The following is a 22,878-nucleotide window of genomic DNA, read 5'->3' as shown; positions in this document are numbered from 1 at the left end:
TCTACGGGTTGGCACAGCGACGTCCGAACGCGCGTCAGGGGGTGGGCGGCGTCTGTGGGCCGACGCCCTGGTTCGTCGCGGGCGTCGTGGTCGCGGCGGGCTTCTTGACGTCCTTGCCGTCCCGGTGGCCGTTCTTGGTTCCCTTGCTCGCCCTGGTGGTGGCGGGTGCGGGCTTCTTGCCGTGAGTGGGCGTCTGGGCCGCCCCAGCCTGCTTGCCGCCGCCCTGGTGGCCGGAGCTGCCCGCCTGTCCGTTGCCCGTCTCACCGTTGCCGGTCTCCCCGGTCCCGGGTGTTCCACCGCCGGGTCGCGCCGGCGCCGCGACGAACCCGGCCGGCACCAGCACGATGGCGCCGTCGCCGCGGCGAGCGAGGACGAGTGCCGGTGCGTGGGTGCTTCGTGACGTCTGCGGGAGCCCCAGCCGTGGCAGCGGCGTGGTCGGGACGTGACTGCGGGCGCTGTCGTCGGTCAGCGTCACGGAAAGGGCACGGTCGGCCTGGCTCGATCCGTGGGCCGGCACCGTGACGGCGGCCGCGACACCGGCACCGGAGGCAGCCACCGCGAGGGCGGCGAACGCCCCGAGGTAGCGGTGCTTGTTGCCGATCCGGCGGCGCCCGGTGCTCAGCGGCAGCGGCATGTCGGCCTGGGCTGCGAGGGCTCCGAGCAGGCCGGCGAGCGGGTCGGAGCCGGCGTCGACCCGGGCCGCGAGGCGGTCGAGGAGGAGGTCGTCGGCGATGAGGTCGCTCAGGGGGGACGGGTCGTTCACGCCACGTCACCCGCCTCGGCCCGGGCGACCATCGCACGGAGCCTGGTGAGCGCGCGGTGCTGGGCGACGCGGACCGCCCCGGTCGACATCCCGAGGGCGGCGGCCGTCTCGTCGGTGCTCATCCCGACGGCGACGCGCAACGTCAGGATCTCGCGCTGCTGTCCGGACAGCTGCTGCATGAGCGTCATCACGGTCGCCGCGTCGTCGCGCATGACGGCCACGGACTCGGGCGACGGCCCGTCGTCGGGGCCGTCGGGCACGTCGGCCACGGGCGCCGGTCCGCGCATCGCGGCGCGCTGCGCGTCGGCGAGCTTGCGGGAGGTGATGGTGTAGACGAAGGCCTCGAACGGCACTCCGCGCTCCTCGTAGGTCGGGAGAGCGGTCACGACGGCCATGCACACCTCCTGAGCGACGTCCTGGGCAGTGTCTTCGGCACCGAAGCGGCCGAGCCGGACGCGTGCGTAACGCAGTGCCATGTCCCTGACGCGGGTCAGCAGCACGTCGCGCGCGTCGGTGTCACGCACGGCGAGCGCCGCCAGCTCACGTAGCGACAGAGCGTCCAAGCGCTCCATCGCGCCGGCGCCGCCCGGCGTTACGCCGGCGTGCGTGGACCAACCAGGACCCATGAGAGTCGTCGTCCCCCGAACTGTCGTCTGTGCTGGCGACGGCGATGCCCGCCAGGCACCCGTCGCCGGAGCCGACCATGCTAGTGCCGCCGCGCATCCCGGACGACCACTGAAGAGCCGAACCCTCGCCGAACCGACGCCCAACCCCCGCCACACCCCTCGCGTGGACCACCATGCCATCTGGAGGGCAATTCTTGAACAAGTCCTTAAGATTCCGCTCTTTATCCGTGATCGCGTGCCCGGTTAGCGTCGGATCCGCGGACCCAGCACCCCTTCGGTGCACCGAGCGGGCCGGTACGACACGGCGGGCACCCCGCCCCACGGAGAGACGAGTTCATGGCCGAGATCACGCGCTTGCCCGGACCGGTTGCCGACCTCTGGGACTGGCAGCTGGACGGGGCCTGCCGAGGCGTCAGCCCCGAGGTCTTCTTCCACCCCGAGGGCGAGCGGGGCCCTCGCCGGCGCAACCGTGACGCGCAGGCCAAGGCCGTCTGCGCCGCGTGCCCCGTGCTGGCCCAGTGCCGTTCGCACGCCCTCGAGGTCCGGGAGCCCTACGGCGTCTGGGGCGGACTCACCGAGGGCGAGCGCGAGGTCATCCAGGACGGCATCCAGCAGGCGTCGTGACCCCCTGACGCCCGCCGGCACACGTCGCCGGCGGCACAGCAACTCGACCCACCCGCGAGTCACGACGGGGTCGCGGCGGTCGAGCAGCAGCAAGGGCCGCTCCCCATCGGGGAGCGGCCCTTGCTGTGCTGTCAGGCGCTGACGTGGTCCGCCTCAGGCGTCCATGTCGTATGCCGTGTGGCGTCGTTCGTCAGTGGCCGTGGCCGTGGCCGTGGCCGCCGGCAGCGGCGTCCTCGTTCTCCGGCTTGTCGACGACGAGCGTGTCGGTCGTGAGGATCATCGACGCGATGGACTCGGCGTTGCGCAGCGCGGAGCGGGTGACCTTGACCGGGTCGATGACGCCGGCCGCGATGAGGTCGCCGTACTCGCCGGTGGCCGCGTTCAGGCCCTGGCCGAGGGGCAGCTCGGCCACCTTGGAGGTGACGACGTAGCCCTGCAGGCCGGCGTTCTCGGCGATCCAGCGCAGCGGCTCGGCAACGGCCTTGCGCACGATGGACGCGCCCGTGGCCTCGTCACCGGTCAGCTCGAGGGCGTCGATGGCGGAAGCGGCGTGGATGAGGGCGGTGCCGCCACCGGCGACGATGCCCTCCTCGATCGCGGCCCGCGTCGCGGAGATCGCGTCCTCGATGCGGTGCTTCTTCTCCTTGAGCTCGACCTCGGTGTGCGCGCCGACCTTGATGACGCAGACGCCACCGGCGAGCTTGGCGAGACGCTCTTGGAGCTTCTCCTTGTCCCAGTCGGAGTCGGTGCGCTCGATCTCGGCCTTGATCTGGTGGACGCGGCCGGAGACCTCGCCCTCCTCGCCGTTGCCGTCGATGATCGTCGTGTTGTCCTTGGTGAGGACGACGCGGCGGGCCTGGCCGAGGACGGTCAGGTCGGCCTGGTCGAGGCTGAGCCCGACCTCCGGCGCGATGACCTGGCCACCGGTGAGGATGGCGATGTCCTGGAGCATGGCCTTGCGGCGGTCGCCGAAGCCGGGGGCCTTGACGGCCGCGACGTTGAACGTGCCACGGATCTTGTTGACCACGAGGGTCGAGAGGGCCTCGCCGTCGACGTCCTCGGCGATGATGAGCAGCGGCTTGCCCGACTGCACGACCTTCTCGAGGACCGGGAGGATCTCGGCGACCGAGGAGATCTTGCCCTGGTTGATGAGGATGTAGGCGTCCTCGAGGACGGTCTCCATGCGCTCGGTGTCGGTGACGAAGTAGGCCGAGAGGTAGCCCTTGTCGAACTGCATGCCCTCGGTGAACTCCAGCTCGGTCGCCGTCGTCGAGGACTCCTCGACGGTGATGACGCCGTCCTTGCCGACCTTGTCGAACGCCTCGCCGATGAGGCCGCCGAGGGTGGAGTCCTGGGCGGAGAGCGTGGCGACGGAGGCGATCTCGTCCTTGCCGTCGACCTCGCGGGCGTTCTCGAGCAGGCGGTCGTTGACCGCGGTGACGGCCTTGTCCATGCCGCGCTTGAGCGCGGCGGGGGCGGCGCCCGCCGCGACGTTGCGCAGGCCCTCCTTGACCATGGCCTGGGCGAGGACGGTCGCGGTCGTCGTGCCGTCACCGGCGACGTCGTTGGTCTTGGTCGCGACCTCCTTGGCGAGCTGGGCGCCGAGGTTCTCGTAGGCGTCCTCGAGCTCGATCTCGCGGGCGATGGTCACGCCGTCGTTCGTGATCGTGGGGGCGCCCCACTTCTTGTCGATGACGACGTTGCGGCCCTTCGGGCCGAGCGTCACCTTGACGGCGTTGGCGAGCGCGTCAACACCGCGCTCGAGCGACTTGCGGGCGGAGTCGTCGAACTCCAGCATTTTGGCCATGGTGTTCCTTCAGGCTCGGATTGCGTTGCGTCTGAGTGGATCTGGGGTGAAACGGAACGCACCCCGGGGAGACCCCAGCGGGGCTCACCGGGGTGCGGTCACGGCATACGGCTGGGTCAGCCGACGATGGCGAGGACGTCGCGCGCGGAGAGGATGAGGTACTCCTCGCCGCCGTACTTGACCTCGGTGCCGCCGTACTTGCTGTAGATGACCTTGTCGCCGACCTTGACGTCGAGCGGGACGCGCTCGGTGCCGTTGTCGTTGAAGCGGCCGGGGCCGACAGCGAGGACCTCGCCCTCCTGCGGCTTCTCCTTGGCCGTGTCCGGGATGACGAGGCCGGATGCAGTGGTCTGCTCGGCCTCGAGGGACTTGACGACAATGCGGTCTTCGAGCGGCTTGATGGCAACCGACACGGTGGTGACCTTCCCTTCGGGACAGTCGAAAGAACTGACTACGGACTGTGGGCTCTTCGAGGCTGGCCGCCGTCGCGGGGGTCGACCTCCCTCGAGGAGGGAGCTGGCACTTTCGGGTCGAGAGTGCCAACAGGAAGAAATCTAGGTTTGCGGTTAGCACTCGGTCAAGTCGAGTGCCAACCCTCGGGGCTCACGGGCCTGGCGGCCCTGCGCCCCGAGTACCCCGAAAACCTCCTTCGGCCGGCCCCCAGCACTCCCGGCCTGCACCACTGCGCCTGCGAGGATGTGGACATGGACGCCGCCATGGTCGATCGCCTCTCCGCGGGTGAGGGCTGGGCGCTGCTCCAGTCGCTTCCTCCCTACGACGAGGCCGGGTCGCTGCACCTGCAGGACCGCCTGCGCGACGCGGGCTTCGCGGCGGACCTCGTCGCGGCCGCGATGACCCAGTCGCGGCTGCGCGCTCGAGGCACCGACAAGTTCGGCGACTTCGCGGCGGGGATGCTCTTCACGGCCGACGGGCTCGAGCAGGCGACCCGACTCGCGATCGCCGCCCGCCACGCGCACCGGTATGCGGCCGCGGGCGTTCGCGACGTCTACGACCTCGGGTGCGGGCTGGGGGCCGACGCCATGGCGTTCGCCGGCCTCGACCTGACGGTTCACGCCGTCGACGCGGACGACGCGACCGCCAGGGTCGCCGCGGTCAACCTGCGCCACTGGCCGTCGGCGCGGGTGACGCACGGGCTCGCCGAGGACGTACGCCTGCCACAGGGTGAGGGCGCACGCCGCCTCGGCCTGTGGCTCGACCCCGCCCGCCGCGTCGCCGGCGTGGCCGACGTCAACGGCCGCACCAAGCGCCTCTTCTCGCTCGATGCCATCTCGCCGACGTGGTCGCAGGTGCTGGCCTTCGCCGACGCGGTGCCCGCGACGGGCGCGAAGCTCTCCCCCGCCTTCCCGCACGGCGCGGTCCCGCGTGGCGCCGAGGCACAGTGGACGTCCTGGCACGGCGAGGTGCTCGAGTGCGCGGTCTGGTGGGGCCCACTCGTCGCCACCAGGGGCCGCACGGCTGCGGTGTGCACCGAGACCTCGACGTCGGTCGTCACCGAGGCCGACGCGCAGGACGGCGGCCAGCGTCCGCCCCTCGCGTCGGTGGGCGACATCGGCGAGTGGCTGCACGAGCCAGACCGAGCCGTCATCCGCGCCGGGCTCACCGGCGCACTGGTCGCCGCGGTCGACGGCGCCGAGCTGGCCCCCGGCGTCGGCTACGTGACGAGCGGCCAGCCGAGGGAGCTGCCCTGGGCCCGGCGCTACCGGGTCGTCGAGGCGATGCCGCTGTCGACGAAGCGCCTCGCGCGGTGGCTGCGCGACCACGGCCACGACCGCGTGACGATCAAGAAGCGTGGCGTGACCCTCGACGCCGACCTGCTGCGCCGGCAGCTGAAGATGACCGGGCGCGGCAGGGGCGGCTCCGAGGCGACGCTCGTCCTGACCCGGGTCGGCGGCAGTCAGGTCGCCCTCGTCGTGACGCCGGCCTGACCCGTCGCCCGTCCGCACCGTCTGCGCCGCGCCCCCGGGCGTCAGCCGACGATGTGCCGGATGGCCTGCTCGATGGTGTTGCGCTTGGTGGGGTTATCACCCCACCGATCGCAGCACCATCGGCAAGTTCATCGTCAGGCGGCCACGCGCCGCTCAGGCGTCCTCGGCATACAGCTCGTGCAGGGCGCTCCACGTGGCATCCCACTCGGGTCCGGGTGCGCCTGCGACATGGGCGTCGAGCGCGCGCACGTAGGTGTCCCAGCCGGCGGCATACCCTGCGGCCTGTCCCGCGGCCAGTCGCTCGTGGCGCAGCACGAGTCGCGAGCCCTGGCCGTCCTCGGAGATCTCCACCGTCACGAGGGACGGGACGTCGCGCACCGGCCACTCCCAGACCAGGCGGGCCGGCGCCTCGCACGTCACGACTCGACACGACGGGGTGTCGGCGTCGTCGAAGTGGATGGTGAAGCGGCCCCCGGGCCGCAGGTCGCCGCTGACGGGGGCGAACCAGCGCGCCAGGCGCTCGGGGTCGGTGCAGGCCTGCCACAGGTCGTCGGGCGTCGTCGGGTAGTGCCGGTCGAAGACCACCGCCACCGTGTCACCGTCGCGATCGATCCGGCCCAGCACCTGCGTCAGCTCACCCATCACGGCTCCTCTCGTCGGCCCACGGCCGTCCCGATCAACGTAACCCAATGGTTACGTAACGTGCAAGGTACAAAGAAGGCTCAGAGCGCAGCGTCCGGCTGAGCCCCGACCCAGCGCACCGCCGCCGCGCCTGCGGCGTTGGCCGTCTCGAGCGCGGCCCGTCGGTCCGCGCCACCCGCGAGCGCCGCGGCGAGCGCACCGCAGAACGCGTCCCCGGCCCCGACCGTGTCACCCACCTCCGCGGCTGGGACGGGTATGCCGTCGACACCGTCCATCCCCCACCGCGCTCCCGCCGCGCCGAAGGTCACGAGGAGCGACTGGGGCACGAGGGCGGAGTCCGCGAGGGCGCGCATCTCCGCCTCGTTGACGACGACGGGGTCAGCGAGCTCGATGACGTCGGGCGGCAGGGCGGCATACGGAGCGAGGTTGACCACGACGCGCGCACCTGCGGCGTGGGCCGCCCTGGCCGCCGCGGCCACCGTCCCGAGGTCGACCTCGAGCGAGCAGAGCAGCACGTCGCCGGGAGCCAGGCGTCCCGCCTCGCGGGCGAGCGACGGGTCCGGCTCCCCGTTGGCGCCCGCGATGACGATGATCGAGTTCTCGCCCTGCTCGTCGACGGTGATGAGCGCGGTCCCGGTCGGGGCCGTGGGGCTCGTCGAGACGGACGACGGGTCGATGCCCAAGGCCCCGAGGCGCTCGACGTAGGCTGCGCCCGCCTCGTCGGAACCAACCCGAGCGAGCATCTGCACGTGGCTCGTCCCGGCGCGCGCCGCGGCCGCGGCCTGGTTGCCGCCCTTGCCCCCGACGAACCGGCCACCGGCCTCGCCGAGCACGGTCTCGCCGGGGACGGGGTGCCGCTCGACGAGGGTGACGACGTCGACGTTGAGCGAGCCGAGGACGGCGACGCGCCCCATCAGCGCTCCCCCGTCCGGCCGAGGAGCGTGTCGGCCCACAGCGCGGCGTAGCGGGCTCCGTCGACGCCGAGGGCCACCTCGATGCGGACGGGGGCCTCGCCGTGCGGGTCGTGCGCCATGTCCCCGCTCCAGTCGCGGCGGTCGACGATGGTGCGTCCGCGCGACCACGTGCCTGCGAGCTCGATCCGCAGCGGGAGCGTCTCCGTCGTCAGCGCGGTGCGGTCGATGACCGCACAGACGGCGCCGGCGTCGCCGATCGTGGAGGCGTCCCGGCCGAACCGCTGGTTCTGGAAGGCGATCAGCCGGCCACCGAGCTCGGCCGGCCCTCGGCCCCCGACGGCGATGAGCTCGTCCACCACGTCGGCAGTGACGACCGGCTCGTAGAAGACGTCGAGACCGTACATCGTCACCGGGATGCCGAGGTCGGCTGCGGCATCGAGGGTGACGGCCGCCGCCTCCGGGTCGTGGAAGACGTTGAACTCGGCCGAGGCCGTCGCGTTCCCGACGTGCGCCGCGCCGCCCATGAAGATGATCTCCGAGATGCCTTGCGCTGCATCGGGATACGTCCGCAGCAGCAGCGCGATGTTGGTCAGCGGCGCGAGCGGAACGAGCGTCACGGGCCGGTCGGTCTCGGCAGCCTCGCGGCAGGTGTCACGGAGCAGCTCGACCGCGTGGCGCCGGTCGCTCCTGGCGGCGGGCGGGCCCCACCCGAGGTCACCCATGCCGTCGTCGCCGTGGACGTGGCGGGCATCGACGGGAACCTCGAGCAGCGGCCGCTCGGCGCCGCGGGCGACGGGCACGTCGGTGCGACCCGCCGTCTCGAGGACGAGCAGCGTGTTGCGCACGACGTCGTCGACGGGCGCGTTGCCACCGACGCAGGAGACGGCCCGCAGGTCGAGGGCCGGGTGGAGGGCGGCGAGGAGCAACGCGCACGCGTCGTCGACTCCGGTGTCGACGTCGAGCACGACGGGGATGGGATCGGTCGTCACAGCGGCAACGTACCGGTTCGGGCCGGTGACCAGCCCTGCCCACCGCCGTCCACCGCCGGCCACCGCAGCGGACCGCGCCTGACCGCTGCACGTGACCCGCGAGGACGCCCGCCGAGGATAGGCTCGAACGATGCGCCAGAGCCCCCGCGGACGCGGTCACCACCGCACCCTCCCGACGGCCGTCCTGGTGGCCGCCGCGACGTTCGCGGCCGCCTGCTCCTCGCCGCCGACGCCCACCAGCCCCTCCTCCGTCGGCACGTCGTCGGCCCCGGTCTCGACCACGGCGCCCCCGACGACGACTGCCCCGAAGCCTCCCGCGACGACGAGCAAGCCAGCGCCACCCGCGCCACCGACGTCGTGCGCACCTCGCATCGTCGCCGGGATGGACGCCGGCGAGCGAGCCGGCCAGCTGCTCATGGTCGGCCTCGACCACGCCGCGAGCCGCGCGAGCCTCGACGCCCTCGTCAGCAGCCGTCACCTCGGCGGCGTCATCCTCCTCGGCGGCTGGACCGGTGGCGTCGACAGCGTCCGTGCGACGACGCGGCACCTCGCGGCCCTCGCGTCGAAGAACACCACCGCGGGGCTCGGGCTGCTCCTCGCCGCCGACCAGGAGGGCGGCGCCGTGCAGCAGCTGCGCGGCACCGGTTTCAGTCGTATGCCGTCAGCCCGCGTCCAGGACCAGGGCTCGCCGGGCGCCCTGACCGCCGACGCCACCCGGTGGGCGGCCGAGCTGCGCCAGGCCGGGATCAACGTCAACCTGGCGCCGGTCGCCGACACGGTGCCGATCTCCATCGGCCGAGCCAACGGCCCCATCGGCCAGTACGACCGCCAGTTCTCGAGCGACCCCGAGCAGGTCTCGCGCATGGTCGGTGCCTTCCTTGCCGGCATGCGCGCCGGTGGGGTGGCCGCCACCGTCAAGCACTTCCCGGGCATCGGGCGGATCACCGGCAACACCGACGTCACGGCCAGCGGCATCACCGACCGCACGACGACCGTCGACGATCCCTACCTCGAGCCGTTCCGGACGGGCGTCCAGGACGGCGTCGAGCTCGTCATGGTGGGCTCGGCGATCTACAGCCGCATCGACCCGGGCACCAACGCCGTCTTCTCGAAGGCGATCGTCACGGACCTGCTCCGTGACCGGCTCTCCTACGACGGCGTCGTCATCACCGACGACGTCGGCGCCGCCAGGGCCGTGGCCGCGGTGCCGGTCGGCGAGCGCGCCACCCGCTTCATCGAGGCCGGCGGCGACATCACCCTGACCGCCCGACCGGCCACCGTCGCTGCCATGCACGACGCCATCACCAGCAAGGCCAAGGCCAATCCCGCCTTCGCACGCGCCGTCCAGGCCGCCGCCACCAGGGTCGTCGACCTCAAGCTGAGAATGGGCCTCGCCCACTGCCCCTGACCGACCGAGCGGGAACGACCGTCACCAGCCCCGGATCAGCCACCTGCCCCACCAACCCCCAACCTCCCCAGGCACAGGCCGACGACCGAGCGGGGGTGCAGATCGCGCGTGGCCGGGTCGCACCCAGCCAGGACGAGGGCGCGCGCTGGTCGAGAAGGAGGGCGCGCGGGCGCCCGAGCGGCATCGGCAGCCGGCAACCGGCATACGCAAGTAGACGTGGGCTGGGACGGCCGGCTGACGCTCCACGCCGCGAGGGCGTGCGCGCACCCGACGACCCCAGCCACGCGGGCCTGGAAGCGACCTAAGCCTGAACGAGAGTGACCGGCATGGACGAGTCAGTAGGAAGCCCGAGGTCGCTCGGCTCGCGCCCCTTCGCCACCATCTGCGCCCCGAGCGCCGCGACCATGGCCCCGTTGTCGGTGCACAGCCCGGGCCGGGGCACGCGCAGGGTGACGCCGGCCTTGGCGCACCGCTCCTCGGCGAGGGCGCGCAGCCGCGAGTTCGCGGCGACGCCGCCGCCGATGAGCAGGTGGTCGACGTCGTGCTCCTTGCAGGCGAGCAGGGCCTTGCGGGTGAGGACGTCGACGACGGCCTCCTGGAAGCTCGCGGCGACGTCGGCGACCGGCACGCTCTCGCCGGCACGCTGACGGGTCTCGACCCAACGCGCCACGGCCGTCTTGAGGCCCGAGAAGGAGAAGTCGAAGCGGTGTCGCTCCATGTCACGGCCGGTCGTGAGTCCGCGCGGGAAGTCGATGGCGATCCGGTTGCCTTCTCGCGCAGCGCGATCCACGTGCGGGCCGCCGGGGAACGGCAGGCCGAGGACGCGGGCGACCTTGTCGAACGCCTCGCCGGCAGCGTCGTCCATCGTCGAGCCGAGCGACCGCACGTCGTTGGTCACGTCGGGCACGAGCAGGAGCGAGGAGTGGCCCCCGGAGACGAGCATCGCCATCGTCGGCTCGGGCAGCGGGCCGTGCTCGACGATGTCGACGGCGACGTGCGACGCGAGGTGGTTGACGCCGTAGATCGGCTTGCCCAGGGCGAGCGCGAGCGCCTTGGCCGAGGCGACCCCGACGAGGAGGGCGCCCGCCAGGCCCGGACCGGACGTCACCGAGATGGCGTCGAGGTCGCGCAGCTGCACACCGGCCTCGCGGCAGGCGCGCTCGATCGTGGGGACCATCGCCTCGAGGTGGGCGCGGCTCGCGACCTCGGGCACGACGCCGCCGAACCGCGCGTGCTCCTCGACGCTGCTCGCGACGGTGTCGACGAGCAGGGTCTGCCCGCGGACGATGCCGACGCCGGTCTCGTCGCAGGACGTCTCGATGCCGAGGACGAGGGGCTCGTCGGTCATGCGTCTCCTTTCGTGACGAGCAGGCGCATCACGAGCGCGTCCACGTCGCCGGGTTGGTAGTAGCGACGGCGCACCGAGATGACCTCGAAGCCGGCTCGGTCGTAGAGGCGGCGCGCCGCGTCGTTGTCGGCCCGCACCTCGAGGAGCACCGCCTCGGCGCCGTGCGCCGTCGCGCGGCGGACGAGCTCGGTCAGGAGCACTCGCCCCGTGCCGCGGCGCTGGTGACCGGGGGCCGTGGCGATCGTCATGACGTCGGCCACGTCTCCCGCGACGTCGAGCCCGGCATACCCGGCGATGGTGCCGTCGGGCGCCGTCGCGACGACGTAGTCACGGCGGGGTCGGCCGGCGAGCTCGCTCCACCACGTCGCCTCGGACCAGGCGTCGTCGGCGAAGAGCTGCTGCTCGAGGTCGGCAAGGTGGGCGAGATCGGTCCACTCGAGGTCGCGCAGGACGATGCCGGTCGGCTGGGCGTGCGTCTCGGCGAGCGTCATCCGAGCGTCGACTTCTTCGAGGGCGGGGCGGACGAGACGTCGGGACGGCGCAGGTAGAGCGGCTCGAGCCCGTCGAAGCCGTGGCCGGGGTCGACGTGCTGCAGCTCACCGTCGCCCGACGACGTCTCCCGCAGCCGGCGTACGGCGAGGTCGGCGAGCGCTCCCCCGCTGGCGTCGAGAGGATCCACCGCCTCGGACAGGGCCTCGGCGTAGAGCGACGGCCCACGCCCTGCGGCGGGAAGGGCGCGCACCTCGGCGGGCAGGTCGGCGGCGCGCGACACGATGGGCTCGCTCACGCGGCAGGCGCCGGCGTCCCCGAGGATGTACGTGGCGGCATACACCTCCTTGCGGCGGGCGTCCGTCGCGACGAGCAGGTCACCGCGTCGACCGCCCAGCCACGCCTCGTGGGCGATGGCGTCGAGGCTCGTCAGGCCGCGCACCGGGAGGCCGAGCGCAAAGGCGAAGGTGCGACCGGTGACGATGCCGACGCGAAGGCCGGTGAAGGGCCCCGGGCCGATGCCGACGACGACGTCGGTGACGTCGCCGGGCTCGGCGTCGGCAGCGGTCAGTACCGCGCGGATGTTCGGCGCGAGGTGCTCTGCGTGCGCGCGGGCGTCGAGGGTCGTGGAGTCCGCGACGACCGAGCCGCCGTCGTGCAGGCCGACCGTGATGGCGGTCGTGGAGGTGTCGATCGCGAGCAGGAGCACGTCGGTCAGGCTATCCGAGCACGCACGGGGTCCCCGAACCCGAGGTCGTATGCCGGGTGCCCGGCTCCGTGGGCCGTCCCCCGGGTCCCCGCGGCTGCGTGCCGTCAGCCCGCGGGCGAGACGGCGTCGAGCACGTCGTCCCAGCGGTCGCCGACCCCGACCAGGTGCGCGGTGCGGACGTCGTCGCCGGTGATGGTCAGCTCGAGCCGGGTCTCGCTCAGCTGCTCGGCCAGACCCGCGCCCCACTCCACGATGGTCACGCTGGCGTCGAGGTCGGCGTCGAGGTCGAGGTCGTCGAGCTCGATCGCGCTGCCGAGGCGGTAGGCGTCGACGTGGACGAGCGCGGGTCCGCCGACGAGCGACGGGTGCACCCGCGCGATGACGAAGGTCGGCGACGTGATCGGCCCGCGCACCCCCAACCCCTCGGCGACGCCCTGGGTCAGCGTCGTCTTGCCCGCGCCGAGGTCACCGGTCAGGACCAGCACGTCGCCGCCGCACAGCAGCGCACCGAGGCGGCGGCCGAAGGCCTTCGTGTCGTCGGTCGTCGCCCACCGCACCTCGCGCTCCATGCCCGTCACGCCCCCTTGGTGCGGGTCCGCTTGCCACGACGGGAGCGGGCGAGCTCGGCAGCCTCCTGCTCGAGCCGGCGCTGACGGCGGTTCTTCGCGACGTCGGTGACGATGCGGCGCACGCGCGGCTGCCGGTCGACCTCGATCTGCTCGGCCCGCGCCCGAGCCGACTGGTCGACGAGCTGGACGAGGTGGGCGTTGAGCAGGTCGGGGTGCTCGAGCATGATGACGTGCCCGGCGTCGTTGACGACGATGTGCTCGGCGCCGGGGATGCCCTCGACGATGAGCTCGCTGTGCGACGGCGGCGTCAGGATGTCCTCGCGGCCGTTGAAGACGAGGACGACGGCGTGCCGGAACTCGAGCAGCGCGGGCCGCTTGTCGAAACCGTCGAACGTCCGGAGGTAGTCGTTGATGACGTCGAGCGGCGTGCTGAGCAGGATGTCGGCGGTGTAGCGCACCACCGAGCGCGGGACCGGCGAGGCGAACGAGTTCTGCTCGACCATGAAGTGCTCGAGGTCCCGGGCGACGCGCCTGACCCGGCTGACGACGGCGGGACGCTCGGCGAGCGAGCCGAGCACCCCCGGTCCGAGGCGTTCGAGCAGGAGACGGCCGAAGGTGGCGACGCGGCCGCCGTTGGCCAGCATGAGCCCTCCGGCGCTCGTCGCGATGAAGCCGGCCCCGACGACCCGCTCGAGGACGAACTGCGGCTGGTGCTCGCCGAGGGCGAGCATCGTCATGCCGCCCATCGAGTGCCCGACGAGCACGACGTCCCCATCCGGTACGAGCTCGGTGATGACGGCGTGGAGGTCCTGTCCCAGGCGGTCGATCGTGTAGCTGTCCCTCTCGCCGCGGCCCGAGCGTCCGTGGCCGCGCTGGTCCCAGCTGACGACCCGGTAGCCGGCCTCCTTGAGGGCGCGCCGCTGGTAGACCCAGCAGCGCAGACTGAGGCAGTAGCCGTGCGTCAGCACGACGGTGGGCAGCTCCTCCGGACGACCGTGTCGGGTGGTGCCGTCCGCCGCCTCGCGTGCGGCCGCATCGGCCGGTAGGTCGATCTCGGCGTGCAGCGGGACCCCGTCGTCGGTGAGCACGACGTGCTCCTCGTCGGGCGTGATGTCGAGCAGCTCGGGCGTCTCGAGCGCCTCCATCGCGGCGCGATGCCGGCCCGCCCGGTCGGCGGCGATGCCGGCGGCCACCCCGGCCGCCACCCCGAGGGTGGCAGCAGCGATGCCGATGACCGGGTTGCGACGCGGGCTCATGCGCCGTCCCCCGGCGCGCCGACGTAGAGCCGCGGCACCCGCGCACCGAGCCGGGTGACGATCTCGTAGCTGATGGTGTCGGTCGCGTCGGCCCAGTCCTGCGCGGTCGGCTCGCCGGGCGCCCCGCCGAAGAGGGTGACGACGTCACCGGCACTCGCCTGCGAGTCGGGGCCGAGGTCGACGACGAACTGGTCCATGCAGACGCGTCCGGCGATCGTCGTGCGGCGGTCCTCGACGAGGAGCGGTCCGACGTTGGTCGCGTTGCGGGGCACCCCGTCCGCGTAGCCGGCCGGCACGAGCCCGACGACCGTGTCGACGTCGGGGACGTAGGCGTGCCCGTAGCTGATGCCCTGCCCCGCCGGCAGCTCCTTGACGAGGGCCAGCCGCGCGCGCAACGTCATGACGGGGCGCAGGCCGAAGTCGTCGTCGACCTGCGGCACCGGCGTCAGGCCGTACATCGCGATCCCGGGGCGAACGAGGTCGGCGTGGGCCGAGGGGTGCACCAGGGTCGCGGCGGAGTTGGCGAGGTGGCGCACCTCGGGCGTGAGGCCCTCCCGCTCGGCCTCGGCCACGGCCTCGAAGAAGCGTTCCTGCTGGGCCAGCACGGTGGGGTGCTCGGGCGAGTCGGCGTGCGCGAAGTGGGTCCAGATGCCGACGACACTGAGGGTGCCCTCGGCCTCGTGCCGGCGCGCACGCTGCACGAGCGTGGTCCAGTCGGCGCCGAAGGCGCCCCCGCGCCCAAGACCGGTGTCGACCTTGAGGTGGACCCGCGCGGTGCGGCCGAGCGCCGACGCCGCCGCCGCGATCTCGTCGAGCACCCAGGGCGCCGACGCGGAGAGGTCGACGTCGCGCTCGACGGCGCCGGCGAAGTCGGCGCCGGGCACGCTGAGCCAGGTCAGCAGTCGCGTCGTGATGCCGGCGTCGCGCAGCGCGAACGCCTCGGCGAACTGGGCGACCCCGAGCCACGTGGCCCCGCCGCGCACCGCGGCCCGAGCGACCGGCAGCAGCCCGTGGCCGTAGGCGTCGGCCTTGACGACCGCCATGAACTCGGACGTCGGGGCGAGCGCGCGGAGCGTGCGCACGTTGGCCTCGAGCGCAGCGAGGTCGATCTCGGCCCACACGGTCAGGCCGTGGGTCTCCGGCGGGGACGCCGGAGAGCCGGAGGGGACGCCGGTGGGCGTCGCGGTCCGCTCGGCGTCGGAGGCGTCGGTCTGGCTCATCGGTGCAGTCTCGCAGGTCGTCTGGGGGTTTCCGGATGCTGGTCTTCGCGTGCGGGAAGCGGACGGGGCCTTGCCGGCGTCAGCCGGGCGCGGACCGTCCCCGGGCCAGCAGGTCGCGCACCGTGGGTCGTATGCCGTGGGCCACCGCGAGCGCCCGCAGCGGGCCGCCGCCGGACACCCGGTCGGCGGTGACGCCGTGCACGAGGGCGCCGAGGGAGGCTGCGTCGTGCGGTGAGAGGCCGGCCGCGAGCAGGGCGCCGATGACGCCGGAGAGCACGTCGCCGGCCCCGGCGGTGGCGAGCCACGGCGGCGCGTCCGCTTGGGAGCGCACCGGCTCGTCCTCGGTGACGACGAGGGTCGTCGCGCCCTTGAGCAGCACGGTGGCGCCGGTGAGGGCGACCAGGCGCCGGGCGTGGCCGAGCGGGTCGCCCTTGACGTCGTCGGCGGTCACCTCATCGGGACCGTCGGCGCGCTCGAGGCGGGTCAGCAGGCGCGCGAGCTCACCGGCGTGCGGTGTCAGGACGGTGGGCGCCTCGCGCCGACCCGCGACGAGCGCCAGTCCCCCGGCATCGACGACGACGGGCAGGTCGCTCGCGAGGGCTGCACGCGCCGCGTCGAGCTGGGTGCGGGTGGCGGCGTCGTCGGCGTCGGTGTCGAGACCGGGCCCCACGACCCAGGCCTGGACCCGTCCCTGCGCGACCACGGCCTCGGGCACGGCCTGGTGGACGAGCCCGACCGGGGTCGGCGTGCCGACGTAGCGGAGCATCCCGACGCCGGACTCGGCGGCGGCGGTCGTGCACAGCACTGCTGCGCCGGGGTAGGCCTCGCTGCCGGCGACGACACCGAGCACGCCGCGCGAGTACTTGTCGTCGCCGCTGCCGGGCACCGGCCAGAGACCGGCGACGTCGTCCCACGTCAGCCGCTCGACGGCGGCCGGCACGTCGAAGAGATCGATCCCGATGTCGACCACGGTCAGACGACCGGTCGCGGCCTCACCTGCCGGGAGCAGGTGGACGGGCTTCGGGGTGCCGAAGGTGACGGTCTCGTCGGCCCACACGGCGTCGTCCTCGCCCTGCTCACCGGCAGGATCGAGCCCGCTCGCGAGGTCGACGGCGATCACCCAGGCGTCGTCGTCGACGGCGTCGACGAGTCGCGCGGCATCGGGCCGCAGCCCCGGACGACCACCGATGCCGACGATGCCGTCGAGCACGAGGTCGGCCTCGGCCACCACGTGGGCCGCGGCCTCTGGGTCGTCGGTGGCCGCGTGGACCATGACCCCGGCGGCCTCCGCGGCCGCGAGTCCCGCCGCGTGCACGCTCGAGCGGCCTCCTGCCGGAACCAGCACCACGGCGCAGGCGAAGCCCGACTCGGCGAGGTGGGCGACGGCATACAACGTGTCGCCGCCGTTGTCGCCCGCACCGACGAGCCCGACCACGGTGGTGCCGTCGGTGTCGTCGAGGCGCGCCGCGGCGACCTCGGCGAGGCCGAGCGCCGCGCGCGACATGAGCTCACCCTCGGGCAGCTGCGCCATGGCGGCGGCTTCGGCCGCCCGAACGGCCTCGACGGAGTGTGCGCGGATCATCAGCCCTCCGCGATGACGACGGCCGACGCGACGCCCGCGTCGTGGGACAGGGACACGTGGAAGGAGTCGACGCCGAGGTCGTTGGCCCGTGCGAGGACCGTGCCGCCGATCTCGAGCGAGGGACGCCCGTCGTCGTTGGACACGACCCGGGCATCGGTCCAGTGCAGGCCGACCGGCGCGCCGAGCGACTTGGCCAGCGCCTCCTTGGCGGCGAACCGCGCAGCGAGGGAGGCGATGCCGAGGTGGCGCTCCTCGACGGTGAAGAGGCGCTCGCGCAGCGCCGGGGTGCGCTCGAGGGTCGCCTCGAAACGCTCGATGTCCACGACGTCGATGCCGACCCCGACGATCACGTCACTCGACCGTGACCGACTTGGCGAGGTTGCGCGGCTGGTCGACGTCGAGGCCCTTGGCGGTGGACAGCCACAGGGCGAAGACCTGCAGCGGCACGACCGTGAGCAGCGGCGCGAGCAGCGGCGACGTCGCAGGCACCCGGATCACCTCGTCGGCGAACGGCTCGACCGAGTCGTCGCCCTCCTCGGCGATGACGAGGGTGCGGGCGCCGCGGGCGCGGATCTCCTGGATGTTGCTCACGACCTTGCCGTGCAGGCCGTGCTCGCTCGTCGGGGACGGCACGACGACGAAGACCGGCTGACCGGGCTCGATGAGCGCGATCGGCCCGTGCTTGAGCTCGCCGGCGGCGAAGCCCTCGGCGTGGATGTAGGCGAGCTCCTTGAGCTTGAGCGCGCCCTCCATGGCGATCGGGTAGCCGACGTGGCGGCCGAGGAAGAGCACCGAGCGGGTGTCGGCCATGAACCGGGCGATCTCCTTGACGCGGCCCATCTGGCCGAGCAGCGTCTCGATCTTGGCCGGGACGCCGCCGAGCTCCTTCATGACCGACTGCGCGTCGTCCGCGTAGGAGCCCCCGCGCAGCTGGGCGAGATAGAGGCCGAGGACGTAGCAGGCGGTGATCTGCGCGAGGAACGCCTTCGTCGAGGCGACCGCGATCTCGGGGCCGGCGTGGGTGTAGAGCACGGCGTCGGACTCGCGCGGGATCGTCGAGCCGTGGGTGTTGCACACCGACACGGTGACGGCGCCGAGCTCGCGGGCGTGCTTCACGGCCATCAGGGTGTCCATCGTCTCGCCGGACTGGCTGATGGAGACGACGAGCGTGCGGTCGTTGACGATGGGATCGCAGTAGCGGAACTCGTGCGCGAGCGCGACCTCGACGGGGATGCGCGTCCAGTGCTCGATGGCGTACTTCGCAACCATGCCGGCGTAGGCCGCGGTGCCGCAGGCCACGATGGTGATGCGGTCGACCGCCCGGAGCTGCTCCTCGGAGACGCTCATCTCGTCGAGGACGAGGCGGCCGTCCGCGTCGGTGCGGCCCAGCAGCGTGTCGGCCACGGCGTGCGGCTGGTCGTGGATCTCCTTCTCCATGAAGGTCGCGTAACCGCCCTTCTCGGCGGCCGCGGCATCCCAGGTGACCTCGTAGGCCTTGCCCTCCGCCGGCGTGCCGTCGAAGTTGATGACCGAGGCGCCGTCGGGCGTGATCGTCACGATCTGGTCCTGGGCCAGCTCGAGCGCGTGGCGGGTGTGACCGATGAACGCCGCGACGTCGGAGCCGAGGTAGTTCGCATCGTCACCGAGGCCGACGACGAGCGGGCTGTTGCGGCGGGCGCCGACGACGACGCCGGGCTGGTCGGCGTGGATCGCAAGGAGGGTGAAGGCGCCCTCGAGGTCGGCGACGACGGCACGCATCGCGTCCGTCAGGTCGTGCTCGCGCTCGTAGGCGGCGGCGAGCAGGTGGGCGACGACCTCGGTGTCGGTCTCACTCGTGAACTCGACGCCGTCGGCGAGCAGGCCCTGCTTCAGGGCGTGGAAGTTCTCGATGATGCCGTTGTGGATGAGGGCGAGCTTGCCGTCCTGGCCGCCGCGGTGCGGGTGGGCGTTCTGGTCGGTCGGACCGCCGTGCGTGGCCCACCGGGTGTGGCCGATGCCGGTCGTCGATGCGGGGAGCGGGTCGGCCTCGAGCTCGGCGACGAGGTTGGCGAGCTTGCCCGACTTCTTGCGGGTCTCGACGTGGCCACCGTCGAGCAGAGCCACACCGGCCGAGTCGTAGCCGCGGTACTCCAGACGGGCCAGGCCCTCCATGACGACGTCGAGAGCCGTCCCGTCGTTCGAACGCCCGACGTATCCCACGATTCCACACATGCCAACAAGCCTAGGGGACCGCGCGAGGGGCCGACGCCACCCACGGCCGTCGCGTCCGCAAGAATGTCGAGCGTGTCGGAGCCATCCAACGGTACCGGCGGGAACGCGAGCAACGGGAGCAACGGCAACAACGGCTCCAACGGCTCCGTCATCCCGTCGCCCTACGTCGAGTTCGACCGGGCCGCGTGGTCCCGGTTGCGCGAGAACCACCCGCTCAACCTCGATGACACCGACCTCGCGCGCCTGCGCGGCCTCGGTGACCGCGTCGACCTCAACGAGGTCGAGGAGGTCTACCTCCCCCTGTCGCGCCTGCTCAACTTCTATGTCGGCGCGACCCGCCAGCTCCACCAGGTGACGAGCGACTTCCTCGGCGAGCGCCCGGCCAGGACGCCCTTCGTCATCGGCGTGGCCGGATCCGTGGCCGTCGGCAAGTCGACGACCGCCCGCATCCTGCGCGAGATGCTCGCGCGCTGGCCCGACACGCCGCAGGTCGCGCTCGTGACGACCGACGGCTTCCTCTTCCCCAACGCCGAGCTCGAGCGCCGGGGACTCCTGCAGCGCAAGGGCTTTCCCGAGTCCTACGACCGACGGGCCCTGCTGCGTTTCGTCGCCGAGATCAAGTCCGGTCGGGCCGAGGTCTCCGCGCCGGTCTACTCGCACCTGACCTACGACATCGTCCCGGGCGAGCGCATCGTCGTCCGTCAGCCCGACGTGCTCATCGTCGAGGGCCTCAACGTCCTGCAGGCGCCGGAGATGCACCCGGTCCGCGGGACGGGCCTGGCCGTCAGCGACTTCTTCGACTTCTCGGTCTACGTCGACGCCTGGGTCGACGACGTGCGCACGTGGTACGTCGAGCGCTTCCTGCGCCTGCGCGAGACCGCCTTCTCCGACCCCGACTCGTACTTCCACCGGTATGCCGTGCTCTCCGACGAGGAGGCCGTCGCGACGGCCAACCGCATCTGGCGCGAGATCAACGGCCCCAACCTCGTCGAGAACATCCTGCCGACCCGCTCGCGCGCCAACCTCGTGCTGTCCAAGGGCGACAACCACGAGGTCCGCCGGGTGCGCCTGCGCAAGATCTGACCCGTCGGGTCACCGAGCACGAGCACGTATGCCGGGTGGCGGGCTCCTCGTGGGAGCCCGCCACCCGGCATACGGCATCGGTCAGGTCAGTACCAGTGGGGTGACCGGGCCTGCCACGTGGACCACGCGTTGCACGGGTTGCCGTAGGACATCTCGATGTACCAGAGGCCCCACTTGATCTGGGTCAGCGGGTTGGTCCGGTAGTCGGCACCGAACTGCGACATCTTGCTCGCCGGCAGGGACTGCGGGATCCCGTACGCGCCGGAGCTGGCGTTGGTGGCCGACCAGCGCCAGTCACTCTCGCCGGTCCAGAGGTTCACGAGGCAGTTGTACTGCGCGTCGCTGCCCCAGCCGTGGTCGGCCATGAGCAGGCGCGCAGCCGACTTCGGGTCGTTCTGGGCGTTGGCGATGACGCGCTGGCGCTCCTTGTCGCGTGCGGCCCGGGCGGCCGCCTCGCGGGCGAGCACGGCCTGCTTCGCGGCCTCCTGCTTCTGCTTGGCCTCGAGCTCCGTGGCCGTGCGCAGGCCCGTCGCGGAGATGGCGGTGCGGCGCTCGTTGCGCGAGACCGATGCCGCCGCGCGATAGCTCATGTCGACGGTGGCGGCGCGCGCCATCTCGTCGGTCTGGGCGACGACGCCGTTGCCGACGACGAACGCGGCGTTGTCGGCGCCGATGATGTTGTTGGCCTTGGCGTAGGCGAAGCCGGAGGCGCCGAGCCCGACGGCGAGGACGCCGGCCAGGATCGGCCTCGCGACGTGACGCTTGCGGGCCGGGGACTTCACGTGGCGTCGACCGGGGTGGGACTGCGTCGACGCAGCAAGCCGGGCGACGGCGTCCTCGGCGGCACCGGAACGTCCGGAGTCGCGCGGGGCGCGGGCGCCGTCCTTCGCGACTCCGGCAGCCTGGGCCACCGGGCGGGGGCTGCGTGGGACCGCAGCTGCCTCGGAGAGTTCGGGGGCCGCCTCGTGCCGAGTCGCGCCGGACCGCGCCGAGGAGGTGGCGGGGTTCGGGCGCGGAGCGGTCGAGGGGGCCGGTGCGTTGCGGTGCCGGCCTTCATACCGTGCCATGAACAGACGTCACGCCTTCCTGGGTGTTGGGTGCGCCCGGCGCGAGCGTCTCCGGGCGCAGGCCCGTCGACGGCTGCGCCCGACGTGAGTACACGACCTCGTTCCCCTGTCGCCCACACCCCGAGGTGAGCGTTATCGTTCCGAGATCTTTCAACTGGACACGGTGCCATCCCCGCCGACGAGGATCAAATCGAGCTTGTCCGTATTGGACGCATTCGGCGGCGGGAATCGCGTGGCCCAGCGCACAGCGTCCCCGAGCTTCGTGCTCGGGGACGCTGTTTTAGATGTGACTCAGGTCACACCTCGAGTCCTTCCAGCATGTCGGTGACCAGGGCTGCGATCGGGCTGCGCTCGCTGCGGGTGAGGGTGACGTGGGCGAAGAGGGGGTGGCCCTTGAGCTTCTCGACGACGGCCGCGACGCCGTCGTGCCGCCCCACGCGGAGGTTGTCGCGCTGAGCCACGTCGTGGGTGAGCACGACCTTGCTGTTCTGGCCGATCCGGCTCAGCACGGTCAGGAGGACGTTCCGCTCGAGGGACTGGGCCTCGTCGACGATGACGAACGCGTCGTGGAGGGAGCGGCCACGGATGTGGGTCAGCGGCAGCACCTCGAGCAGCCCGCGGTCCATGATCTCCTCGACGACCTCGGTCGAGACGAGCGCGCCCAGCGTGTCGAAGACCGCCTGGCCCCACGGGTTCATCTTCTCCTGCTCGGTGCCGGGCAGGTAGCCGAGCTCCTGGCCGCCGACGGCGAAGAGGGGACGGAAGACGAGCACCTTGCGCTGGGCCCGGCGCTCCATGACCGACTCGAGCCCGGCGCACAGGGCCAGGGCCGACTTGCCCGTGCCGGCACGGCCGCCGAGGCTGACGATGCCCACGTCGGGGTCGAGGAGCAGGTCGAGGGCGATGCGCTGCTCGGCGCTGCGCCCGTGGAGGCCGAACGCGTCGCGGTCGCCCCGGACGAGCCGGATCTGCTTGTCGGCGCCGACCCGCCCCAGACCGCTTCCCCGCGGCGAGAGCAGGACGAGACCGGTGTGGCACGGCAGCTCGGCGGCGCCGGCGTGCTCGACGCGACCGCGGTCGTAGAGCTGGTCGAGGTCCTCCGAGGAGATCTCGAGCTCCTGCAGGCCGGTCCAGCCGGAGTCGATGCCCTGCTCGTGGCGGTACTCCTCCGCCTCGAGGCCGCACGCCGACGCCTTGACCCGCATCGGGAGGTCCTTGGACACGATCGTCACGTCCGCGCCCTCGTTGGCGAGGTTGCGGGCCACGGCGAGGATGCGCGTGTCGTTGTCGCCGAGCCGGAAGCCGGCGGGCAGCGACGACGGGTCGGTGTGGTTGAGCTCGACCCGCAGCGTGCCTCCGTCGGGGCCCACGGCCACCGGCTTGTCGAGGCGACCCTCGCTGACCCGCAGGTCGTCGAGCATCCGCAGGGCCTGCCGGGCGAAGTAGCCGAGCTCAGGGTGGTGGCGCTTGCCCTCGAGCTCCGTGACGACGACGACCGGCAGCACGACCTCGTGCTCGGCGAACCTCAGCATCGCCCTCGGGTCGGACAGGAGCACGGAGGTGTCGAGGACGTACGTCTTGTGCTCCGGCTCGCGGTCGCGGGCCGTCGTGCGCGTGGCGACGCG

23 protein-coding genes are annotated in these 22,878 nt (G+C 72.6%); 4 read left to right on the top strand and 19 right to left on the bottom strand.

Features of this window, described 5'->3' with window-relative positions; translation table 11 throughout:
- Window positions 1-34: 34 nt before the first annotated feature.
- Both AB4030_RS03525 and AB4030_RS03520 read right to left on the bottom strand, forming a co-directional pair.
- Complete coding sequence (locus AB4030_RS03525; RefSeq protein WP_442277799.1) at window positions 35-763, bottom strand: hypothetical protein; 729 nt, start codon at window positions 761-763, stop codon at window positions 35-37.
- Window positions 760-1,335, bottom strand: a complete 576-nt coding sequence (locus tag AB4030_RS03520) for a sigma-70 family RNA polymerase sigma factor (protein WP_442277798.1) — start codon at window positions 1,333-1,335, stop codon at window positions 760-762. The genes AB4030_RS03525 and AB4030_RS03520 overlap by 4 nt, the downstream gene beginning before the upstream one ends.
- A gap of 390 nt (window positions 1,336-1,725) precedes the next feature.
- Between AB4030_RS03520 and AB4030_RS03515 the strand changes: the two genes are divergently transcribed.
- Window positions 1,726-2,013: a WhiB family transcriptional regulator gene (locus AB4030_RS03515; RefSeq protein ID WP_442277797.1), complete on the top strand. Its 288-nt coding sequence runs from the start codon at window positions 1,726-1,728 to the stop codon at window positions 2,011-2,013.
- 190 nt (window positions 2,014-2,203) lie between these two features.
- On the opposite strand, the gene groL is transcribed toward AB4030_RS03515, so the two are convergent.
- Together groL and groES are read right to left on the bottom strand one after the other, a co-directional pair.
- A complete protein-coding gene (gene groL, locus AB4030_RS03510) occupies window positions 2,204-3,820 on the bottom strand; it encodes a chaperonin GroEL (RefSeq protein ID WP_442277796.1) in 1,617 nt (538 codons plus the stop codon).
- A gap of 116 nt (window positions 3,821-3,936) precedes the next feature.
- Entirely contained in the window at window positions 3,937-4,233 is a 297-nt protein-coding gene (gene groES, locus AB4030_RS03505; RefSeq protein ID WP_142178742.1) for a co-chaperone GroES, read from the bottom strand.
- Window positions 4,234-4,524: 291 nt separating this feature from the next.
- Here groES and AB4030_RS03500 point away from each other — a divergent pair, with 291 nt between their 5' ends.
- Window positions 4,525-5,766: a THUMP-like domain-containing protein gene (locus tag AB4030_RS03500; RefSeq protein WP_442277795.1), complete on the top strand. Its 1,242-nt coding sequence runs from the start codon at window positions 4,525-4,527 to the stop codon at window positions 5,764-5,766.
- A gap of 153 nt (window positions 5,767-5,919) precedes the next feature.
- On the opposite strand, the gene AB4030_RS03495 is transcribed toward AB4030_RS03500, so the two are convergent.
- The 4 genes from AB4030_RS03495 to AB4030_RS03480 form a co-directional block, all read right to left on the bottom strand.
- On the bottom strand, window positions 5,920-6,408 hold the full coding sequence (locus AB4030_RS03495) for an SRPBCC family protein (RefSeq protein ID WP_442277794.1): 489 nt from the start codon (window positions 6,406-6,408) through the stop codon (window positions 5,920-5,922).
- A gap of 80 nt (window positions 6,409-6,488) precedes the next feature.
- Window positions 6,489-7,322, bottom strand: a complete 834-nt coding sequence (locus AB4030_RS03490; RefSeq protein WP_442277793.1) for a PfkB family carbohydrate kinase — start codon at window positions 7,320-7,322, stop codon at window positions 6,489-6,491.
- Window positions 7,322-8,311: a nucleoside hydrolase gene (locus AB4030_RS03485; protein WP_442277792.1), complete on the bottom strand. Its 990-nt coding sequence runs from the start codon at window positions 8,309-8,311 to the stop codon at window positions 7,322-7,324. Before AB4030_RS03485 ends, AB4030_RS03490 begins: the two co-directional genes overlap by 1 nt.
- Before the next feature lie 156 nt (window positions 8,312-8,467).
- Window positions 8,468-8,683, bottom strand: coding sequence for a hypothetical protein (locus AB4030_RS03480; RefSeq protein ID WP_442277791.1), 216 nt, complete (start codon window positions 8,681-8,683; stop codon window positions 8,468-8,470).
- A 10-nt stretch (window positions 8,684-8,693) separates the two neighbouring features.
- On the opposite strand from AB4030_RS03480, the gene AB4030_RS03475 reads away from it, so the two are divergent.
- Window positions 8,694-9,719 (top strand): glycoside hydrolase family 3 N-terminal domain-containing protein, encoded by a 1,026-nt coding sequence (locus tag AB4030_RS03475; RefSeq protein ID WP_442277790.1) that lies wholly within the window; start codon window positions 8,694-8,696, stop codon window positions 9,717-9,719.
- 301 nt (window positions 9,720-10,020) lie between these two features.
- Here the strand turns inward: AB4030_RS03475 and tsaD are convergent, their stop codons facing one another.
- The 9 genes from tsaD to glmS form a co-directional block, all read right to left on the bottom strand.
- Window positions 10,021-11,067 carry a tRNA (adenosine(37)-N6)-threonylcarbamoyltransferase complex transferase subunit TsaD gene (gene tsaD, locus AB4030_RS03470; RefSeq protein ID WP_442277789.1) on the bottom strand — a complete coding sequence of 349 codons (1,047 nt, stop codon included), beginning with the start codon at window positions 11,065-11,067 and terminating at the stop codon, window positions 10,021-10,023.
- Window positions 11,064-11,558, bottom strand: coding sequence for a ribosomal protein S18-alanine N-acetyltransferase (rimI, locus tag AB4030_RS03465; RefSeq protein ID WP_442277788.1), 495 nt, complete (start codon window positions 11,556-11,558; stop codon window positions 11,064-11,066). Before rimI ends, tsaD begins: the two co-directional genes overlap by 4 nt.
- The gene (tsaB, locus tag AB4030_RS03460; RefSeq protein WP_442277787.1) at window positions 11,555-12,265 is read right to left on the bottom strand and encodes a tRNA (adenosine(37)-N6)-threonylcarbamoyltransferase complex dimerization subunit type 1 TsaB; all 711 of its coding nucleotides are present in this window, start codon (window positions 12,263-12,265) and stop codon (window positions 11,555-11,557) included. The genes rimI and tsaB overlap by 4 nt, the downstream gene beginning before the upstream one ends.
- 104 nt (window positions 12,266-12,369) lie before the next feature.
- Window positions 12,370-12,834, bottom strand: coding sequence for a tRNA (adenosine(37)-N6)-threonylcarbamoyltransferase complex ATPase subunit type 1 TsaE (gene tsaE, locus AB4030_RS03455; RefSeq protein ID WP_442277930.1), 465 nt, complete (start codon window positions 12,832-12,834; stop codon window positions 12,370-12,372).
- Between the two features lie 5 nt (window positions 12,835-12,839).
- Entirely contained in the window at window positions 12,840-14,090 is a 1,251-nt protein-coding gene (locus tag AB4030_RS03450) for an alpha/beta fold hydrolase (protein ID WP_442277786.1), read from the bottom strand.
- Window positions 14,087-15,310 carry an alanine racemase gene (gene alr / locus AB4030_RS03445; protein ID WP_442277785.1) on the bottom strand — a complete coding sequence of 408 codons (1,224 nt, stop codon included), beginning with the start codon at window positions 15,308-15,310 and terminating at the stop codon, window positions 14,087-14,089. The genes AB4030_RS03450 and alr overlap by 4 nt, the downstream gene beginning before the upstream one ends.
- Before the next feature lie 79 nt (window positions 15,311-15,389).
- Window positions 15,390-16,892 (bottom strand): bifunctional ADP-dependent NAD(P)H-hydrate dehydratase/NAD(P)H-hydrate epimerase, encoded by a 1,503-nt coding sequence (locus tag AB4030_RS03440; RefSeq protein ID WP_442277784.1) that lies wholly within the window; start codon window positions 16,890-16,892, stop codon window positions 15,390-15,392.
- Complete coding sequence (locus AB4030_RS03435; protein ID WP_442277783.1) at window positions 16,892-17,242, bottom strand: holo-ACP synthase; 351 nt, start codon at window positions 17,240-17,242, stop codon at window positions 16,892-16,894. The genes AB4030_RS03440 and AB4030_RS03435 overlap by 1 nt, the downstream gene beginning before the upstream one ends.
- A 1-nt stretch (window position 17,243) precedes the next feature.
- A complete protein-coding gene (glmS, locus tag AB4030_RS03430; protein WP_442277782.1) occupies window positions 17,244-19,103 on the bottom strand; it encodes a glutamine--fructose-6-phosphate transaminase (isomerizing) in 1,860 nt (619 codons plus the stop codon).
- A gap of 63 nt (window positions 19,104-19,166) precedes the next feature.
- Between glmS and coaA the strand changes: the two genes are divergently transcribed.
- Window positions 19,167-20,186, top strand: a complete 1,020-nt coding sequence (coaA, locus tag AB4030_RS03425) for a type I pantothenate kinase (RefSeq protein WP_442277781.1) — start codon at window positions 19,167-19,169, stop codon at window positions 20,184-20,186.
- An 86-nt stretch (window positions 20,187-20,272) separates the two neighbouring features.
- Here the strand turns inward: coaA and AB4030_RS03420 are convergent, their stop codons facing one another.
- Both AB4030_RS03420 and AB4030_RS03415 read right to left on the bottom strand, forming a co-directional pair.
- Window positions 20,273-21,097, bottom strand: a complete 825-nt coding sequence (locus AB4030_RS03420; protein WP_442277780.1) for a lytic transglycosylase domain-containing protein — start codon at window positions 21,095-21,097, stop codon at window positions 20,273-20,275.
- A gap of 452 nt (window positions 21,098-21,549) precedes the next feature.
- On the bottom strand, window positions 21,550-22,785 hold the full coding sequence (locus AB4030_RS03415) for a PhoH family protein (RefSeq protein ID WP_442277929.1): 1,236 nt from the start codon (window positions 22,783-22,785) through the stop codon (window positions 21,550-21,552).
- Window positions 22,786-22,878 lie beyond the last annotated feature (93 nt).

The organism is Terrabacter sp. 2YAF2, assembly GCF_052114705.1.
Classification (GTDB): domain Bacteria; phylum Actinomycetota; class Actinomycetes; order Actinomycetales; family Dermatophilaceae; genus Terrabacter.
The sequence above is the reverse complement of the archived record's forward strand: the minus strand, read 5'-3'. Positions and strand labels throughout refer to the sequence as shown.